We start from the raw sequence: 15,032 nt of genomic DNA, 5'->3' as shown, positions 1-15,032 counted from the left end.
AGCCGTTAACGGACCAACTGTTGCACTTCCTGCTCCGGTACCGTCTAAGGTTACTGTCGCGTTGGTCGTACCATTGGTATAGGTAACTACAGCATTTGGTGTACCGTTAAAGGTCAACACTGCTGTGTCACCCGAACAGATTGTTGTCGCCCCGCTGATGGTAGCCGTTGGCAATCCGTAATATACAATCGTTAAACTTCCGGTCAAGGTATTATGACAGTTCGGAGAACCGTTGGAATCAACACTCACTAAAGTAAAAGTAGTATCTGCAGTTACCGGAGGAGTTGTTACCGTTGCGTTACCGGTAGCATCCAGTGTAATATCTGCCGGGTTACCGTCTACAGTATAATGAACTGTAGCTCCGGCAGGTCCTGAAAACACAACAGTTGCCGAACCTGAACAGATTCCGTTCGGACCGGAAAGCGTTGCTGTTGGCAATGCCACAAGAATTAACTGGAATGACGTTGTCCCATAAACAATAGGATCCGACACTTTTTCCATACGAACATAAATTGTCTGTCCAGAACTTGGGAAAGCATTCGCCGGGGTTATAGGATTAATATCAGCATCGGCATTGGCCTGGCTGGTATGATAGGTAATGGTGTAATCTGCGGCTAACTGCCCTCCTAATATCGTGGTATTTTGCTCCGTTAAATCAAATATTTCTGTATTATCCGAGTTAACATCACAAGCACGCATATCACCAGGGGTAACAGGATCGGCTGTACAGGAAATTACATTCAAATTAAATTGTCTGATAACATAACAGGAATTTTCCCCTGTTGAAATATTCACAAAAATCGGAATAGTTACAGCAGTCGGATAATTTGCAGGATTCGGGATATAGTTCGCTCCTATTTCCGCATCGGCAAGGCTGGTATGATAGGTAATAATTGTACTCGGATCAAGACCCGCTAAAATATTAGCATAATTATCATTTAAATTAAAGGGAACCGGAGTTGTTCCGTCACCACATTTTGTCAGATCGACCGGATTACCCGCTGCAATCGGTGGGAATGCTTCAACGGTAATAGGTGTAGGCTGCTGGATACAAGATCCACCGTTATTATTAATAATCACCCCATAAACACCAGGAGCAGAAACACCATAAGAAGCTCCGGTAGCACCCGGAATATTCTGTCCGTTTAAGGTCCATTGAAAAGTATAAAAAGCAGGATTCAATCCTGTATCTAAAGTTCTGATTTCACCCGGACACAATGCCGCTAAATTGTCGATTGTTAAATCCCCGCCCAAAGTAGCCTGTCCAACATTAAAACTTCCCGCTTTAAGGAATACCGCAGAGTCAAACCCTGTATCGGTTCCGTCGGCAATTACCATTTTAATTTTATACAGCGTATTCGGAACTACGGTAGAAGATGCCGTCATTGGAATTGTTCTTCCCATATAGTTAATGGGAGAAGGCGGAAACCCGTTTTCCGGGTAATATGCTCCAAAGAATCCCTGATTCTGGGATACACAGATAGCATTATACAACTGATTTTTAATTGTAAGGGAAGAAATCGGTGTTGAGGTACCCGGCACAACTGCCAGATTGGTAACCTGACCGGTAGCTGTATTGGTCAATATAAACGCAAAAGCATCAGCATAATCCCCGTTACACTGATATGTTCCATACTCTTCGGAAGCAAATAAAAATTCGAAACTAAAACTATCGGTTAAAGGAACGAAATCGAATTGCAGATAGGTAGCATTTCTATAAACAAAGGCATTGTTCACTACTCCTGCAGCAACCATCTGCGCTTTCAGATCGGCATCTCCTGTCCAGGAATTAACCCCTTCACTTAAATTTCCGGTATTCGGACCGGGAGCAGACATGGCTCTACCAGTACTTAAAATAACTCCGGACTGAATTGGAAAACCAGCATTGGTATTTTGAAAAAAACCGATACCGTTCTCAGAGTTCTGCCCGTTTGTATTACCGGTTCTCCAGGTAATATTTGAAACCTGAGCACACTGCGAATTAATCAACACGTCTTGCACTAACTGCGGAACAGTATACGTATTCGTATTAACGGTAATGGGTTGTGCAAATGCCGTAATTGATAATAACAAGACCACTAAAAAGTAGAGCTTCTTCATTGGCTATAACTGGTTATAAATGATTAATCCTTATCCTTATTTTAACGTTAAAACAACGCCTTAATGTTAATTTTTCCTTTAAAATTTCCAAATATACTTATTCAAACGATATATGTTCGTTAAATTTGCAAAAAATCACAAAAAAAATGTTAAAAGTAACAATACGAGATACGCAAAACCCGGCCATTGTAAAATTTGAATTTCCGGATTTCATCACAAAGAGCGAAAGTTTTGAATTTAAGAATATTGACGAAACGGCAGCATCCCCTTTGGCCAAACAATTATTCTATCTTCCTTTTGTAAAAACGGTATATATCTCAGGAAATTTTATCGCAATTGAAAAATATTCTATTGTGGAATGGCATGAGGTAAAAGAATTGCTTGCCGAACAGATCGAAACCTTTGTTGACAAAGGCGGCAAGATCATCAACATTGATGAAAATAAAAACAAAAAAATTCCGGTAACCGTTTATGCGGAAACCACTCCAAACCCGTCAGTTTTAAAATTTGTTGCCAGCAAATTACTGACCAAAACAAGTGTGGAGTTTAAAAATATTGACGAAACGGCGGCTTCTCCCCTTGCCAAAGAATTGTTCAAACTTCCTTTTGTAAAAGAGGTATTCCTTGATGAGAATTATATCTCTATCACTAAATATGAAATTAACGAATGGCAGGAAATCACTCAGGAAGTACGTACCTTCATTAAGAATTACATTGAAGAAGGCAAAACAATCATCGACGAAAGCCAGATCGTTAAAACAGCTAATCACGAGAAGCAACAGGAGGAATATTTCAACAACCTGGATGTAACTTCGCAGCAGATTATCAACATTCTTGACGAATATGTAAAACCGGCTGTAGCCTCCGATGGCGGAAATATTATTTTCGAATCCTATGACGAAACAGACAAACGTGTAAAAGTAATTTTACAGGGTGCCTGCAGCGGATGTCCGTCTTCGACCTTTACGTTGAAAAACGGTATCGAGAACATGCTTAAAGAAATGTTACACGATCACGATATCAAGGTTGAAGCGGTAAACGGTTAACATTCAGCCGAAATCGTTGTTTTTCATTCTTTAATACTGTACCTTTATTAGCTATAACCTTAAAAACTAGCAAATTATGGGAGTATTAAAAGTTATCGAACTGCTATCCAGTTCAGAAGTAAGTTGGGAAGACGCTACAAGAAAAGCCGTAGCAGAAGCTTCCAAAACATTGAAACACATACGCTCCGTTTACGTTCAGGAACACAGCGCAGTGGTTAACGACGATCAGGTCACCGAATTCAGAGTAAATTTAAAACTCACTTTTGAAATAAAATAGTTTATACAGGCGTTCCTTTGAGAACGCCTTTTTTTAAAATTATGAACGAACTACAATACGAATCCAGCCCCTATTTACTGCAACACGCCAACAACCCGATTCACTGGAAAGCATGGAACGATACTTCCCTTTCGGCTGCCAGAGAAGCAAACAAGCTCATCATCATCAGCATCGGTTATTCCGCCTGTCACTGGTGTCATGTTATGGAACACGAAAGTTTCGAAAACAGTGAGGTTGCTTCCGTAATGAACTCCGGATTTGTTGCTATAAAAGTAGACCGTGAAGAGCGTCCTGATGTGGATGCTATTTATATGAAAGCGGTACAGCTTATGACCGGACAGGGCGGCTGGCCATTAAATGTGGTTTGCCTGCCGGACGGAAGACCCGTTTGGGGCGGCACCTATTTCAAGAAAGATAATTGGATGGACATTTTGAGCCAGCTCGATAATTTATACCGCACCAATCCGGATAAAGTAATTGAATATGCCGAAAAACTGCATGAAGGTCTCTCCTTTTTAGGTCTTGTAAACCATGCCAATGCCGATAGTGATGCTCAAAATCCGCAGCATATCAAACCACTGGTCGAAAAGTGGTCCAAAAGTTTCGACTGGGATTATGGCGGTTATGCCCGGGCACCTAAATTTATGATGCCCAACAATTACCTGTTTCTTCAGCGTTATGGCTACCAGACTGCTTCGGCAGACTTACTGGATTTTGTGGACCTGACCCTTACCAAAATGGCGTATGGAGGGCTTTTTGACGTGTTAGGCGGTGGATTTTCCCGCTATTCGGTCGATATGCGCTGGCATGTTCCCCATTTCGAAAAAATGCTTTACGACAACGGTCAGCTGGTAAGCCTTTATGCCGAAGCCTACAAACGAACCAAAAATCCTTTATATAAAGAAGTCCTTGAAAAAACACTTTCCTTTGTGGAAAGGGAATTGTGCAATCCTGATTTTGGCTTCTACGCTGCCCTGGATGCCGACAGTTTGAATGAAGTTGCCGTTTTGGAAGAAGGCGCTTATTATGTCTGGACAAAAGAGCAGCTGCAAACTTTATTAAAAGCAGATTTCGATCTTTTTGCAGCCCTTTTCAATGTTAATGAATTCGGTTTTTGGGAACACGATCATTATGTACTGATCCAGAACCGGTCTGTTCAGGAAGTTGCGGAGCAGTTCAACCTGTCTGAAGCTGCCTTACTGGCTAAAAAGAAAGCATGGGAATCGCTATTGTTCAGCGAAAGGGAGAAACGTCCCAAACCACGTCTGGACGACAAATCACTGACTTCATGGAATGCCATTATGCTAAAAGGGTATGTGGATGCTTACAATGCTTTGGGCGATCCGCACTATATTGCCATTGCCAAAAAGAACGCCGCCTTTATTACCGGCAAAATGTGGTCGGAAGAAGGCCATTTGTGGCACACCTACAAAAACGGCAAAAGTACCATCGTGGGATTTCTCGAAGATTACACCTTTACAATAGAAGCTTTTATTGCTTTATACCAAGCTACCCTTGAAGAAACTTATTTGCTGCATGCAAAACAATTAACCGATTATTGTTTGGATCATTTCTACAATGAAGAACAGCAATTCTTTTTATTCAAAGCAAAAAACACCACGGCCTTAATTGCTGCTCATTATGAAATTGAAGACAATGTAATTCCTGCCTCCAATTCGGTTATGGCTAATAATCTTTACATCCTCAGCACGCTGTTTCATAACGAATATTATGAAAAAACTGCCCTGCAGATGCTCAACCACCTTATCCCGAATATTGATTATGCTTCGGCCTATTCGAACTGGATGAACCTGTGGATGAACCTATCAAAAGACACTAAAGAACTGGCCGTTTGCGGACCTGATGCTCTGGAAGCTTTAGCAGCTGTTCACTCCGAATACCTGCCGCATGTAATTATTGCCGGTTCCAGACAACCGTCGGCAATACCTTTTCTTCAGAATCGGTTTGACGAAGAAAAATTACTGTTTTATATTTGTGAAAACAGGAATTGTAAACTGCCTGCCACCGCTGTTGAAACAACTTTAAACGAATTAAGAATTAAATAAATATGCCCCCCTATGGAAAAAATGAATAACTTTTTCATTCACTATCTCAACGTACTCCTTGATTATTCCCCAAAAGTAATTTCCGCCGTCATCATTCTGGTTGTCGGTATCTGGGGAATTAAGTTTATCCGGAAAATTGCCGAAACGGTCATGACCAAAAGAGAGCTAGAGCCTACGCTGATCAAGTTCTTATTAGACTTTTTGATCTGGGCATTGCGCATACTGCTTTTTGTTTCGGTCATCTCAAAATTAGGAATCGAAACCTCTTCTTTTGTTGCTATTTTAGGAGCAATTGGTTTGGCTGTCGGTCTATCGCTACAGGGTTCCTTATCCAATTTTTCCGGTGGTGTCCTGATCATTCTTTTCAAACCGTTTAAAGTGGGCGATACGATTGAAGCTCAGGCAGAAAATGGAAAAGTACTCGCAATACAGATCTTTTCGACTAAAATTCTGACTTCCCAAAATCAGATCATCTATATTCCGAACGGTATTTTATCGAATGGAAAAATCAAGAACTTTTCGCAGAAACCAACCCGAAGAACCAATTTAGTGGTTCCAACGGCTTATACTTCAGACATACGGGCTATCAAAACACAACTGGAAGAATTGATCAACAATCATCCTGATGTATTAAAAACGCCTGCTCCGGAAGTGGTTATTGAAACGTTGGGTGAAAAAAATGTAAACTTTGCTATTCGTGCCTGGACAAAAAATCAGGATTTCGGAGCCGTTAGTTCCCAGCTTTTAGAACAAAGCAGCAAACTCGTTACCGTTATGGCTTAACAGCCTTGGTAGTCATCACAAAATCCTTTAGATAAAAAGGCTCAAAATAAGCGACATCAACAGTGTCGCTTTTTTTATACTTCTCAAAAGACACTTTGCTCATTTCTTTAGCAGAAGGATAAATAACCGCATCGTGATATATAAAATCTGGCGTGTTTAGGAGTTCCTTGCATTTTGCAGCACCGTCACCAACCAGGTGTATCGTTTCCCGAATGCCCTCATAAATAGTTTCGGTAATGATCTCCGCTTTGGTAGTTCGTAAGCAGGCAAACGATTTATCAAAAACAGCTGTAAATACTTCCATACGGCGGGCATCAATCATCGGGATAATCACACCGTTTTCGATCCGGAGCTGTCTTGCCAGTGTTTCTAAGGTATCCACCGCTATCAGTGGAATGCCCAAAGAATAACACAGTCCTTTTGCGGCCGAAACACCAATGCGCAGCCCGGTATATGACCCCGGTCCCTGACTTACCGCTACCGCATTTAAATCCTGAAAGCCAAGCCCGGCTTCTGCCAAAGCATCCTGAATGAAAACATGAAGTTTTTCTGCGTGCGAATAGCCTTCTTCTGCAATTTCCATAGAAACAAGTGTTTCTCCGTTTTTTGCAATTGTGATCGAACAATTTTTTGTGGCAGTTTCAATATTTAAAATATAAGTCATTCTGATAAAATTATTGGCAAAGATAGTTTATATTTTTTTGCCACGAACCGTATACTTTTCAGCTTCATGGCTGAAACATTTATACAGTTCGTGGCAAAATGGTTATCAGGAATCTTCCTGATGGCAATCAAAAAACTAAACTTTTTTATCTTTTTTCTTATCCGGAATCTCGTCCTTTTTAACAGTCACTCTATCACCCGGATTCAGATCTTTGGTAACCGTTGTATAGGGTCCTACAATGATAACATCGCCTTTTTTCAGTCCGCTTACAATTTCAATATTGGTATCATCCTGAATGCCGGACTTGATTTTACGCAATTCGGCTTTGTCGGCTATTTTTACGAAAACACATTCGAATTTCTTATCTGTTGATCCTTTTACTTTTTCTTTCTCTTCTTTTTCCAGTTCTTCCAGCACGTCTTTTTTACCGGAAATAGTATCCGTTTTCATTACAACAGCACTAATCGGAACTGCCAGAACATTTTCTTTTCGCTTGGTTTCAATATCAACCGTTGCAGTCATACCCGGACGGAAAGGTGAGAAATTTGCCGGTTTGCCCGCAATCAGATCTTCATACGATTCTTTTAATATTCTCACTTTAACTTTAAAGTTCGTTACCTGATCGGCTGTTAGTGTAGAACTTGCCGAGTTGGAAATACTGGTAACGATACCTTTAAATTCTTTTTTCAGGTAGGCATCCACTTCAATTTTTGCCGAATCCCCGATATTAACTTTAACAATATCGTTTTCGTTCACATCCACTTCAACTTCCATATTATTCAGGTTGGCCACTCTTAAAAGCTCTGTTCCTGCCATTTGCTGCGTTCCCAGAACACGTTCTCCCAATTCGACATCCAGTCTTGAGATCGTTCCGTCAACCGGTGCATAAATTGTGGTTCTGTTGAGGTTATCCCTTGCTTCTGTTACCGTAGCCGAAGCACTTTGAACGCTGTAATAAGCCGATTGCTTGGACGCTTGTGCCACTTCATAGGCCGAAACAATTTTATCCCATTCCGATTTGGAAATTACGCCTTTGGTAAATAATTTTTTATTTCTTTCATAGTTGGCTTTCGCTTCCTTAACCTGTGCTTCCGCCTGGCTTAATCCGGCTTTTGATGTAGACAGTGATGCTACCGTTCTGTTTAATCCCGATTCGTATAAATCCGGATTGATCTTAACCAGCAGGTCGCCTTTTTTTACTGTCTGCCCTTCTTTAACCGACAGCGCAATAATCTCTCCCGATACTTCGGATGAAATTTTCACTTCTACTTCCGGTTGTATTTTTCCGGTTGCCGAAACAGTTTCAATAATGGTCATCTGATTTGCCTGAGCTACTTCTACCTCAGTTCCTTTGTCTTTATTCCCGATGACACCTTTTTTACTTAGTATTAACAACAAGGCAACAACAGCTACGACACCTCCTATTAAAAGAAATTTTGTACTCTTTTTCATGATTTTTTAATTTTGAGTGATCGGCATTCCAAAATAGAATTCTAATATTTTCGTTCTGAAGATATAATCATATTTTGTTCTCAATACTTCCGACTGTGCATTTACAAATAAGGTTTGCGCTTGTGTAAAATCGAAAACATTCATTAAGCCAACTTCATAACGTTCTTTTGCATAATTGAATGATTCCTGTCTTGCTTCTAAGGTTGAAAGCGCCGCTTCATAGGATTTTAACGATCCTTTTGTATCGGTATAAGCCGTATAAACCGTTCTTTCCAAATCCAGTTCCTGTTGTTCCAGGTTGATTTTGGAACGTTCCAAAGCAACTTTTGAACGCTCTACATTATTTCGAACCGACAAACCATTCAGGATAGGAACATTTAAGGAGAAACCGAAATTTTGTCCTTTGTTATCGCTAAACTGATCCAACACCGGAGCCGGACTTCCTAAAATCGGGCGGTAATTATTCTGTAAAACGCTTAATCCGTTTTCGGTAAAATATTGTGTTGCTATGGTCGGGTTGTTAGGATCCTGCTGATAGCCCACTACTCTGTCTGCATAGGCCGCACGGGTACTGAAACTATAGAATCCCTGCAAGGTAGGATGGTATTTTCCTCTTGCGATAGACAGATCTTTTTCAGCAATCGATACGTTTGCTTCCGCTATTTTAATATTGGCTCTGGTTTCCCTTGCTTTTTCAACAATCTTTTCCGGTTCTTCCATCATCACACTGCTGTTTTTCACCGGTGTTTCGTTATCCATGATATCAAATTCCCTGAAACCGTCTAATTGCAGCAATTGCGCCAGACTTAAGCGGGAGATCAACAACGCGTTCTCACTGGCAATCAATTTCTGATTGTCTGCCATTACCGTTGCTTTGACATCCAGAAGATCGCCTTTTGGCACCACTCCGGCATCAACAAGCTCCTGTGTTCTTTCCATCTGCTTGGTATCGTACGCCAGTTGCTCTTTCTGAACTTTCAGATTTTCTTTATTGAACAGGATCTGCAAATAGGCATTGACAATATTTAACGACACGTCTTCCTGCATTTTCTGCAATTGATACTGTGACGCAATTATGGATAGATTGGCTTTTCGGAGTTGGTTCTGGTGTTGTAACCCTTTATAAATATCGATTCCTACGTTAAGCCCTGCAGAAGTAAACTGAACGGTTTGGTTTTCCAAAAGTCCTGTTGTAATATTCTGGTTCAAACCAACGTTCCATGAGTGGGAAGCCTGACCGTTAATTGTCGGCAGGAAACTACCATAAGCATCTTTTCTTGATATATGTGCTACCTGTTGATCTAAAACGGATTGTTTGATAGAAATATTCTTCTCCATTGCGTGGTTAACGCACTCTTCTAAAGTCCATTTTTTAGTTTGTGCTTTCGCTTGAATTGCCACCATCGACAAGCCCAAAAACAGCAATGTTGTACTCTTCATATCGTTTATTTTCCTACAAATATATAATTTCTGTTAGCATATCACTGCTATTTTTATTATGATTAGACGCTTTTCTTTAACAAACGTTACAATTTTATTTCAATAAAAACCTACTTTTACCGAAGATTTTTAGAAGAACCCACTATGAAGCCTTTTTTTTCATTCATCGCTGTTTTTATCTTCGCGATGTTCTTTAGCAATTGCAGTACAACAAGCAGAATAGACGCCTTAAAACCGGAACCCAGCGACAACAAGCCCGCTGTTTTTGAAACCACCACTTCTTTCATCAGCTTACCGGTTGACATTCCTTTAAAAGAAATTGAAAACCAGTTAAACAAATCGTTAAACGGTTTAATTTACAACGACAGTATTCTGGTTGACGATAAAACCGAGATGAAGATCTGGAAACAGGCTCCGATCAAGTTAACGGAAAAGGACGGCAAAATCCGTTCGGTACTGCCGCTTAAAATCTGGGCTAAAATAAAATACGGAACGGATTTCCTGGGCTTAAACGATACCAAAGAAATCAATTTAAACGGGCAGATTATCTTATTGAGTGATGCCAAATTATCCAACTGGAAACTGACAACATCTTCTGTAATTGAAGATTTCGAATGGAAAGACAGCCCGAGTATCGTTGTTGGCGGAAAAAATGTCCCGATTACCTATGTGGTCAATCCGACGATACGCCTTTTTAAAGCCAAAATCGCCAGGACAATTGACGATGCCATCAACAAAACAACCGATTTCAAACCTCAGGTATTAGCAGTCCTTGAAAAAATAAGCACGCCTTTTAAAACAAGTGAACTATATGAAACCTGGTTTAAGGTTGCTCCGACAGAATTGTATGTAACCGATGCCGTACTTTCAAAAAGTAAGATCACGATGGATATGGGATTGAAATGCAAAATGCAGACCATCGTCGGACAGGAACCGTTAAACACTTTTAAAAAGGAGTCGATCGTTTTAAAACCGGTTTCAAAAATGCCGGATAAAATTGAGGCTACCGTTGCGGCTGTTTCGACCTATGAAAGTGCTTCCCGTATTATTACCAAGAATTTCCAGGGCAAAGAGTTCGCCTCCGGAAGCCGGAAAATTGTGGTTCAAAAAGTAGATTTATGGCATAAAGACGGCAAGATGATTATTGCCCTGAGCATGACCGGAAGCATCAACGGAACCATTTACCTTTCCGGAATACCCAATTATAACGCTTTAACCAAAGAGATCTATTTCGACCAGATGGATTATGTACTCAATACAAAAGGTATACTGACCAAAACCGCCAACTGGTTAATGCAGGGACTTATTTTAAGCAAAATACAGGAAAGCTGCCGCTATTCTATTAAGGAAAACCTGGAAGAAGGCAAGAAAAACATGCTGCCGTATTTAAACAATTATTCCCCGATGAAAGGTGTTTTTGTGAACGGCAAACTAAATGACTTTATTTTCGACAAGGTAGAAGTAACCGATAAGGCCATTATTGCTTTTATTAAAACTTCCGGACAAATGAGCATCAAGATTGACGGAATGGAATAACATCCCGTTTACACCATAAAAAAAGCAACCTGATCGGGTTGCTTTTTTTTTATTTAATTCGTTTCCGGCTGTTTGACTTTCTTCCTCGTCTTTAACCGGTAAATAGCATATCCTAAAACCCCCACAAGGACATAAGGGATAATCATCAGGTATACAATTCCGTCATTTACCGCTTCTGCCTTTACACCGCCTTCTTCACTTTCCAAAGCAGCCCGGCACATTGCGCATTGTGCATTGGCACTAAATGAAGCCGCTAAAAACAATACTGCTATAAAAACAGATTGCAGGGAAAAAGCGCTTTTCTTTTTTTGTAGTTCTTTAGTGTGCATAATATGGTGAAATCATAAGGTAAACAATCACTCCGGTAACAGCAACATACAACCACATCGGGAATGTTATTTTCGCAAGCTTTTTATGTTTATCAAAACGCTCTGCCAAGGCTCTCACATAAGTAACCAAAACAAACGGTATGATAATTACCGACAGCAGGATGTGCGTTATCAGTATAAAGTAATAGATATACTTAATAGCGCCTTCTCCTCCAAACTTCGTAGAATCCGAAGTCATGTGATAGGCCACATACATTGCTAAAAACGCAACAGAGCACGCTATAGCCACTTTCATCAGGTTTTCATGCAGACTTCTCTTTCCGTTTTTAATCGCCATAACAGCGGCAACCAAAACTACAGCGGTAACACCGTTTATCGTGGCATAAATTGGCGGCAGGAACGATAGCGGTTCCACATCATATCCTAACTTTCGTAAGTTAACCCCAAAAAGCAAGGCTACCACAAGCGGAATAGCAACTGACAATACTACGATCCACTTATTATATTTCTTTTCAACTGAATTCTCCATTACTGTTATTCTTCTAATAATTTTTTGATATCTTCTTTTATTGCTTTTACTCCTGCTTCTTCCAATCCGTCATAATATAAAATCGGGTTGTCAAAGCTGTCTTTGCGGCATCGGATGTTTCCTTCTTTGTCCACCAAGGCAAACAAACCGGAATGTTCAAATCCTCCTGCCTGCTTATCATTTTCACCGGCATACAGGTTAAATCCTTTTAAAGCCAAATCGTAAATGTATTTTTTATCGCCGGTAAGAAAGTGCCAATTGTAATTTTTAACGCCCAACTGGGTCGCATGTGCTTTTAAAACAGCCGGAGTATCATGAGCCGGATCGATTGTAATGGATGCAATACCGAATTTCGGATTACCATAAAACGCATCCTGCAGCTTTAGCATGTTCTGATTCATAATCGGGCAAATCGTCGGACAGGTTGCAAAAAAGAATTCCACTACATAAACCTTTCCTAAATAATCTTCATTGGATATTTTTTTATTGTCCTGGTCAATCAGTTCAAATTTCGGAACCGGGCCGATAACGACTAAATCTGCCTTCTGAAATTTATTCAGGATTTTAGGAACTACCCAAATACCAAAAATTAAAACAATAAACGAAATCCCAATGTATGACTTGTTCTTCATAATATATGATTTAAACGTGACAAGATAACCGGCAAAGACAGCTGTTGCTAATTACCTTCAGATGATTATATTTTTCTTTTGTTATTTTTTTTGAGTGCCAGGCGGTATTCTGCCAGAATGATCTTAACATCGTCACTCATTTCATTGTGAAGGTCGGCAGCAGAAATGGTGTTATAACCTTCTTTGTATTCGTCTTCTCCTTTTTTGTTTTTCCCTTTCCGGCCTCTGAGGTTTAAATCTTTATCGATGATAAAAACATTTGGTGTTCTGAGTTTGTCGTCCAGCTTGCCAACCAGTTTCAGGGAATTGTAATAGGCCTGGATTTCCTCCGGTTTGGCAAATACATAATGCCATACCGCTAAATCGGAAATACCGCTAAGTTCACTTTTTAATTGCTTTGCCTGATCTTCTGTTCCTTCCGGAGCAATCATCACCACCTGAAAATCGGTAAACTCTCTGTTCTTATTATAAATCTTCTGGTCCAGGTTAAAAGCGTCTCCTTTGTTATACAGCATTTCCGAACCCGGAAAGCCAAGAATGGTGATTTTCTCTTTCATCTGAACTTTTTCGCCATCCAGCGATTTCCAATCGGAAAGTTCTTTAATGTTAGGGGTAACGGTGGGTAATTTAGCGAAGCTGTTCACACCGGAAGCGAAGAATAAATAAGCACAGATGGGAAGTGCAAAAAGAACCGTAAGAACAATATATTTTTTCATTATGTAAGGCCTTTATTTTGTGAGTACAAAAATAAAAAAAGGCGGTTGAATAACCGCCTTTTTTATAATTTAATATGCTATTAAAAAATCCATTTATATTCAGAATTTTTAAACACATCAAAGATATAATTACCTTCTACTAGCAAGATGAACACTAAATAGATAATTAAAAAAACTAACGGTCCAACTATTGACCATCTAAAATTACTTTTTTCTCCTTCAAGGTGCATAAAAGCCCACATAATATAGTATGCTTTAACAACAGTAAGAATTATGAAAATCCAGTTCAGTAAGTTCATAGACAGCAAATCTGTCATGTACAATGAATGTGGTTTTATAATACCTAAAATAACTTCTACAGTTGTGATGATGGATAGTAATCCGAAAACAACCCAGATTCTTTTTGTATTTGATTCGTGTGTATGTGCCATGATATTCTTTTGTAATAAATTATACTAAATAGAAGAATGTAAATACGAACACCCAAACTAAATCTACAAAGTGCCAATACAATCCAACTTTCTCAACCATTTCATAACTTCTTCTTTTTTCGTAAGTTCCCAACAATACATTAAAGAAGATCAAGATATTAATCAATACTCCTGTAAATACGTGGAATCCGTGGAATCCTGTGATAAAGAAAAAGAAGTTTGCAAATAATTTATGCCCGTATTCATTTCTGATCAGGTTCGCTCCTTCAACAACATACTTAACATCGTCTAATTTTTTAAGCGATTCTTCTCTGGATAAAACCGTTTTAACTTTATCCTTAGTATTGAATTCTGAACGGATCAAGATATCCGGATTTGCTTTGAAACCTTCTACAACTTCCTGAACCGAATAGGTAGGAACCGAAGATTCTTTCATAAACCAAATACCTTTATCTCTTGTTAATTGCTCTCTTTCTTTTGGAAGGTGTGCTGCAAAATCAGCTAATGCCACACGCTTTCCGTCTTTATCAACAAACTGAAGGATAGAACCTCCTTTTGTTTCTACCGCGCCATACGTTCCCTGAATGAAGTTTTTCCACTCCCAAGCCTGAGAACCTAAGAATATAAAACCTCCAACGATCGTTAAAAGCATATAAACGGCAACTTTTGTTTTCTTTAAGTGATGTCCTGCATCTACCGCCAATACCATGGTTACAGATGAGAAAATTAAGATGAATGTCATCAATGCCACATAGTACATTGGTGCATCCACTCCGTGCAAGAACGGAAAGTGATTAAAAACTTCGTCCGCAATTGGCCAAGTTTCAATAAATTTAAATCTTGAAAAACCGTAAGCTGCCAAAAATCCAGAGAATGTTAAGGCATCTGATACGATGAAAAACCACATCATCATCTTGCCATAACTCGCTCCCATCGGTTCATTTCCGCCGTCCCAAGTTTTTCCATTAGTAGCTGTTGTAGTAACTGTCGCTCCCATTATAAAGTTATTAGTTAAAAAGTTCCCAAATTTA

General features: G+C 39.6%; 15 protein-coding genes. 5 read left to right on the top strand and 10 right to left on the bottom strand.

Translation table 11 applies throughout. The annotated features are described in order from the left end of the window. Positions 1-2,100, bottom strand: a 2,100-nt coding sequence (locus BGO42_RS05245; protein ID WP_286748820.1) for a choice-of-anchor L domain-containing protein, incomplete at its 3' end; no start/stop codon positions are given. A 146-nt stretch (positions 2,101-2,246) separates the two neighbouring features. On the opposite strand from BGO42_RS05245, the gene BGO42_RS05240 reads away from it, so the two are divergent. From BGO42_RS05240 to BGO42_RS05225, 4 genes are all read left to right on the top strand, one after another. Continuing rightward, a complete protein-coding gene (locus BGO42_RS05240) occupies positions 2,247-3,146 on the top strand; it encodes a NifU family protein (RefSeq protein WP_177731733.1) in 900 nt (299 codons plus the stop codon). 76 nt (positions 3,147-3,222) lie between these two features. Continuing rightward, positions 3,223-3,423 carry a dodecin family protein gene (locus tag BGO42_RS05235; protein ID WP_177731731.1) on the top strand — a complete coding sequence of 67 codons (201 nt, stop codon included), beginning with the start codon at positions 3,223-3,225 and terminating at the stop codon, positions 3,421-3,423. 41 nt (positions 3,424-3,464) lie between these two features. Beyond that, complete coding sequence (locus tag BGO42_RS05230) at positions 3,465-5,489, top strand: thioredoxin domain-containing protein (RefSeq protein ID WP_273246445.1); 2,025 nt, start codon at positions 3,465-3,467, stop codon at positions 5,487-5,489. 12 nt (positions 5,490-5,501) lie between these two features. Beyond that, positions 5,502-6,272, top strand: a complete 771-nt coding sequence (locus BGO42_RS05225; RefSeq protein WP_273246446.1) for a mechanosensitive ion channel family protein — start codon at positions 5,502-5,504, stop codon at positions 6,270-6,272. Here BGO42_RS05225 and tsaB read toward each other — a convergent pair. The 3 genes from tsaB to BGO42_RS05210 form a co-directional block, all read right to left on the bottom strand. Continuing rightward, entirely contained in the window at positions 6,262-6,936 is a 675-nt protein-coding gene (gene tsaB, locus BGO42_RS05220; RefSeq protein ID WP_273246447.1) for a tRNA (adenosine(37)-N6)-threonylcarbamoyltransferase complex dimerization subunit type 1 TsaB, read from the bottom strand. The genes BGO42_RS05225 and tsaB overlap by 11 nt on opposite strands. Positions 6,937-7,071: 135 nt before the next feature. Beyond that, positions 7,072-8,388 carry an efflux RND transporter periplasmic adaptor subunit gene (locus tag BGO42_RS05215; RefSeq protein ID WP_273246448.1) on the bottom strand — a complete coding sequence of 439 codons (1,317 nt, stop codon included), beginning with the start codon at positions 8,386-8,388 and terminating at the stop codon, positions 7,072-7,074. A gap of 6 nt (positions 8,389-8,394) precedes the next feature. Beyond that, positions 8,395-9,828 carry a TolC family protein gene (locus tag BGO42_RS05210; RefSeq protein ID WP_273246449.1) on the bottom strand — a complete coding sequence of 478 codons (1,434 nt, stop codon included), beginning with the start codon at positions 9,826-9,828 and terminating at the stop codon, positions 8,395-8,397. 144 nt (positions 9,829-9,972) lie between these two features. Here BGO42_RS05210 and BGO42_RS05205 point away from each other — a divergent pair, with 144 nt between their 5' ends. After that, positions 9,973-11,364: a DUF4403 family protein gene (locus tag BGO42_RS05205; protein WP_177731716.1), complete on the top strand. Its 1,392-nt coding sequence runs from the start codon at positions 9,973-9,975 to the stop codon at positions 11,362-11,364. A 53-nt stretch (positions 11,365-11,417) separates the two neighbouring features. On the opposite strand, the gene BGO42_RS05200 is transcribed toward BGO42_RS05205, so the two are convergent. From BGO42_RS05200 to BGO42_RS05175, 6 genes are all read right to left on the bottom strand, one after another. Beyond that, the gene (locus BGO42_RS05200; RefSeq protein ID WP_273246450.1) at positions 11,418-11,693 is read right to left on the bottom strand and encodes a CAMCR motif-containing small membrane protein; all 276 of its coding nucleotides are present in this window, start codon (positions 11,691-11,693) and stop codon (positions 11,418-11,420) included. Then, positions 11,683-12,222: a DUF420 domain-containing protein gene (locus BGO42_RS05195; RefSeq protein WP_177731714.1), complete on the bottom strand. Its 540-nt coding sequence runs from the start codon at positions 12,220-12,222 to the stop codon at positions 11,683-11,685. Before BGO42_RS05195 ends, BGO42_RS05200 begins: the two co-directional genes overlap by 11 nt. Positions 12,223-12,227: 5 nt before the next feature. Further along, a complete protein-coding gene (locus tag BGO42_RS05190; RefSeq protein ID WP_177731711.1) occupies positions 12,228-12,854 on the bottom strand; it encodes an SCO family protein in 627 nt (208 codons plus the stop codon). Positions 12,855-12,919: 65 nt separating this feature from the next. Then, a complete protein-coding gene (locus tag BGO42_RS05185) occupies positions 12,920-13,570 on the bottom strand; it encodes a hypothetical protein (RefSeq protein WP_177731708.1) in 651 nt (216 codons plus the stop codon). Between the two features lie 80 nt (positions 13,571-13,650). Further along, a complete protein-coding gene (locus BGO42_RS05180; protein ID WP_177731704.1) occupies positions 13,651-14,001 on the bottom strand; it encodes a cytochrome C oxidase subunit IV family protein in 351 nt (116 codons plus the stop codon). Between the two features lie 19 nt (positions 14,002-14,020). After that, complete coding sequence (locus BGO42_RS05175; RefSeq protein WP_273246451.1) at positions 14,021-14,998, bottom strand: cytochrome c oxidase subunit 3; 978 nt, start codon at positions 14,996-14,998, stop codon at positions 14,021-14,023. Positions 14,999-15,032 lie beyond the last annotated feature (34 nt).

The organism is Flavobacterium sp. 40-81 (genome assembly GCF_001898245.1).
Lineage (GTDB): Bacteria > Bacteroidota > Bacteroidia > Flavobacteriales > Flavobacteriaceae > Flavobacterium > Flavobacterium inviolabile.
Note: the sequence above shows the minus strand (reverse complement) of the source record. Positions and strands in the feature narration are given on the sequence as shown.